At 31.2% G+C, this 4,465-nt stretch carries 4 protein-coding genes; all 4 read left to right on the top strand.

Annotated features, from left to right (window positions below):
• The first annotated feature begins 229 nt into the window (after positions 1-229).
• The 4 genes from ACE01N_RS20050 (at position 230) to ACE01N_RS20035 (ending at position 4,291) form a co-directional block, all read left to right on the top strand.
• A complete protein-coding gene (locus ACE01N_RS20050; RefSeq protein ID WP_380592783.1) occupies positions 230-1,537 on the top strand; it encodes a tetratricopeptide repeat protein in 1,308 nt (435 codons plus the stop codon).
• Between the two features lie 174 nt (positions 1,538-1,711).
• Positions 1,712-2,212, top strand: a complete 501-nt coding sequence (locus tag ACE01N_RS20045) for a DUF416 family protein (protein WP_380592781.1) — start codon at positions 1,712-1,714, stop codon at positions 2,210-2,212.
• 102 nt (positions 2,213-2,314) lie between these two features.
• On the top strand, positions 2,315-3,205 hold the full coding sequence (locus ACE01N_RS20040; protein WP_380592779.1) for a Fic family protein: 891 nt from the start codon (positions 2,315-2,317) through the stop codon (positions 3,203-3,205).
• 672 nt (positions 3,206-3,877) lie between these two features.
• Complete coding sequence (locus tag ACE01N_RS20035; protein ID WP_380592777.1) at positions 3,878-4,291, top strand: hypothetical protein; 414 nt, start codon at positions 3,878-3,880, stop codon at positions 4,289-4,291.
• The last annotated feature ends 174 nt before the right edge of the window (positions 4,292-4,465 follow it).

Raw genomic sequence — 4,465 nt, 5'->3', positions numbered from 1 at the left:
ACAAAAGAAAGTAATAATACTGATGTATTTTAGTAAAATGATTGACAGTACATTATAAAAAGCACTACCCACAACACGCGGTGCATAGTGCATGGCAGTAATTTTAAACAAAATAATTCAACGTTCGCTGCATGCGCCTTTCGTCCTGACAGTTCCTATCCTATCGGACAGAAACTGCCACGACACCATACCGAGGGAACGTTGTAAGCCATACAAAAACAGAGCAAACATGAAACATGGAATAGTATTTTTAGGATTTTTAATTTTAGCAATTAATGCTTTTGCAAGTTCAGAAAAAAACTTCTGGGAAAGCTATAGAAAAGCGGATTTTAAAACTGCAAGTATGATTGGAGAAAAGCTTGGAGAATCAAATCTTGATTATCTATTTTTATCTTCTGTGTGCAATCATAATAACTATGACTATGATTTGTATTATCAAAAATCTGATTATTACCATCATGTCAAAAATGGAAATTATACGACACTTGAAAAATTGCTAAAGGATAACTATGACGAGCAGGATTATTCGATTAATAATTTAATGGGGATAATTAAAAATCTGATTCCTTCAATAAACCTAAATTCTGCAGAAAGTTATTTCAATAAATCATTAGGTTTAAAAAGTAATAATCCAATTGCTCACAATTATCTTTCAATGAATTATATTCAAAACGGAGAAATTGATAAGGGGATTGAATTCGCTCAAATCGCAATAAAGGAAGATAACACCTACCCAGAGCCATACAACAATTTGACTTTTGGATATTATAAAAAAGGAGACAGCAAACAGGCAATCGACAATTTGATTGAGTGTATGAAAATGTGCCCGAAAAATACAAATAGTACATTTATAAACTTTATTCAACTATCATGCAAAGAAGTTGTCCTATTAGTAAATAATACAATGATTGGTGTTCCTGGATTTGAGAACGATTCAGATAGAGAACACATGTTTGCTGAACTAAAAGGAAAAAATAATGCATTGTTGAGTTTAGCAAATCAATTTTATGGTTACAATAGTTACAAAGAGGTAGATTTGATATTGAATAAAATCAACGTTGACAAATCAAATCAAGACCGATTCTGCTTCTTAAAAAGTATGAATTCCATAATTGCTGGAGATACAACCCAACACAAAGAGAACTTAGATAAATTGGTTCAGATAAAGGCTTTTGATTATGTATTAGATATAGGGAATTACTTTTACGAGAATAAAAACATGAATTTAGCACTTGAGACTTATGAGAAAGCTGAAACAATAGCTATTTCTGATGATTCAAAGGTAAAAGTATTATCAAATATGGGAGCAGTTAACTTGCAACTTGGAAAATATGAAGATGCAATTAAAACTTTTGAAAAGGTTCTGAAAATTAATGACAAAGACGATATTACACTTACTAATCTTGGAATAACCTATGCGTTAAACAAGGATAAAGTGACTGCTAAAAATTATTTACTAAAAGCAAAGGGAAATTGCACTTCAGAAAATCAAATGAATGCAATAGAACAATGGCTTAAAAAGATTGAGGAACAATAAAGTACGGCTTACAACACGCAGTCATACTGCATGGCAGTACTTTTAAATAAAACATTACAACATTCGCAGTCGGGCTATTTTGTCCTGACAGTTCCTTTCACGTATGAAAGAAACTGCCACGACAGCATACTGCGGGAACGTTGTGCACCATTTTAAAAAGAGACTTTGATACTAATGGATAATCTGAAAAATTTTCAAATACAGATTGATAAGCAACTCCAAAGAGCGACTGATTTTGAAAGAATTCAGTTTGGATTAGATATTTGTAATAGATTGCTTCTGGATTATAAAGCCTTTGAATTAAAGGACAAATGGGGAGATTCTAGCTTATTGACTGAAGCGATTAAATTCATTAATATATCGAAAAATAAGGGAAATATTGATTTAGGAAAGTTAGATTCGTTAATTAGCTTAATTGATAAAGTGATACCTGATACTGAAGATTTTTCAGATTGGGAAGTATCCTACGCGTTAAATGCTTCTGTATCAATTTTGGAATTATTATCGTACTTAAAAGATAAAGATTACAATCATATTTTGACTATAAGTACTCTAATGACAGATAATATTGATTTTAAAATCCAAATGAGTAATACTGATTTAACGGATAACGAGATTGATTGTCATCCTATGTTGATTGATGAATTTAAGTACCAATTAGAAATAATTAAATAAAAACGGTGCACAACACGCGGTCATAGTGCATGGCAGTACTTTTAAATAAAATAATTCAACGTTCGCTGCCAGCTCTTTTCGTCCTGACAGTTCCTTTCACGGGTGAAAGAAACTGCCACGACACCATACCGCGGGAACGTTGTGGGTAATGCCAGAAAAAAAATTCAAATAAAAGAGCAGAATCAATTATCTTTGAGTAAAGAGAGTTTTAATATGAGCTTTGAAATACTTACATCTGAATTATTGGTTGAATTTACTATGAAAGTAAATGAATCTCCTTTAAACAAATTGAATAGAATACCACAACTTGAATTACCAGTGGATTATTTTCAGTTTTATAAGTCAGTATCATCAGTTTATTCTTCAAAAATAGAAGGTGAAGACATTGATTTTGACAGTTATTTCAAGCACAAGTTCATGAATGTTAAATTCAAAGCAGATTACACCAAGAAAGCAGATGATTTGTACTCAGCATATGAATTCATAGATACAAATAGTTTAAACCTCAAAAATGTTAAAAAGGCTCATTCAATTTTAAGTTCAAATTTATTACCCAAAAGTCAACAAGGACAAATCCGAAACAATCCAATGTTTGTAATAAACAGTAAAGATCAAATTGAATATGTTGCTGCAAGCCCTGAATCTGTTAACAGCGAACTTGATAAGCTTTTTAGAGATATCGAATTACTACAGAAAAAAGAATTAAATTCATTTGAAATCTTTTATTATGCATCATTAATTCATTTGGTTTTTGTCAAAATACACCCTTTTCAAGATGGAAATGGAAGAACAGCAAGACTAATTGAAAAATGGTTTTTACAGGAGAAAATTGGAGAAAAAGCAAATTCAATTCAACTAGAGAAAAATTATTACAAAAAACTAACCGATTACTACCATAATATAAGGAAATTAGGGCTTGAATATGAAGAATTAAATTATAAAAAAAGCCTTGACTTTTTGCTTATGACAATTGAATCCATCAATGAAGAATAAAAGGCACATACCCACAACACGCGGTCATAGTGCATGGCAGCACTTTTAAATAAAACATATCAACGTTCGCAGCCGGCTCCTTTCGTCCTGACAGTTCCTATCCTATCGGACAGAAACTGCCACGACACCATACCGCGGGAACGTTGTGTGCAATGCTGGCTGACCAAGTAACATGATAATTAGAGACAAAATATTGACCGTTTTATTTGTAATTATTTCAATGACAACTTTTGGATAAAATGTTAACGATAAGGATATTCGGTGGATAACAAAAAATGTTGATTATGATGGATTTCCATTCTATCTAAGACATCCAGATTATGATAATATTAAAGTATTTAAGCCAAAATACCATGATTTATTATGCGTGACACATAAACTTGACAAAGTAAAAGACAATGGATTACCAGAATCTGAATATAATAAATCACTTATAGATTTTTGATGGCGACTTATGTTACTTATTTGATATTAACAACAGTGGGATAATCATACTAATTGAAACATACGTTGGAGAACGCAATTACTGGTATTACATAGCTTATATTGTTGATAATCAAATAAATATTGATATAATAAGAGAAAAATATAAACCCATTAAATTGGAAACTGATTTAAGTTCTGATAAAGAGTTGGGATTTTTGAGTAAATATCCAATTCCTTTATATAAAAATGACAAATAAAAGAATCTATATCATAACAGGTATTGTATTTCTGTTCTTTTCATTAATTGGTTTACGACATGATATTGAATCTTATAAAACTCAATTAACTGGTGATTTGATAACAGTAACAATTACTTACGTTCCAAATTGTTTTGGCACTAAAGTTCCACACCATTTAAGATTTGAATATCAAGATAACGGACAGATAAAAGAATACTCAAAACAAATCAGGAATAATTGTGATGACTTTTATGTTGGACAAAAAATTAGGATGAAAGCAGATTTAGATAAAAAGATATTTCTTTATGAGAAAGGTGATATGAGAATTGGATTTTATGCTGCTGGATTAATGTTTATTTTTGGATTAATAATGATAATATTAGGAATTAAAAAAAGCACAGCACACAACAAGCGGTCATAGTGCATGGCAGTATTTTTAATTAAAATATTTCAACGTTCGCTGCTGTCACTTTCGTCATGACAGTTCCTTTCCCATCGGAAAGAAACTGCCACGACACCATACCGCGGGAACGTTAGGGGCAAGGGTGAAAAAAGATAATTAACCATTCAGTATTTGAGAAATTTTAAGACTTGC

It is taken from the genome of Quyinboa ferrireducens (genome assembly GCF_042436675.1).
In the GTDB taxonomy this organism is placed as follows: Bacteria; Bacteroidota; Bacteroidia; order Bacteroidales; family UBA5342; genus JBHJHP01.
The sequence above is the reverse complement of the archived record's forward strand: the minus strand, read 5'-3'. Positions and strand labels throughout refer to the sequence as shown.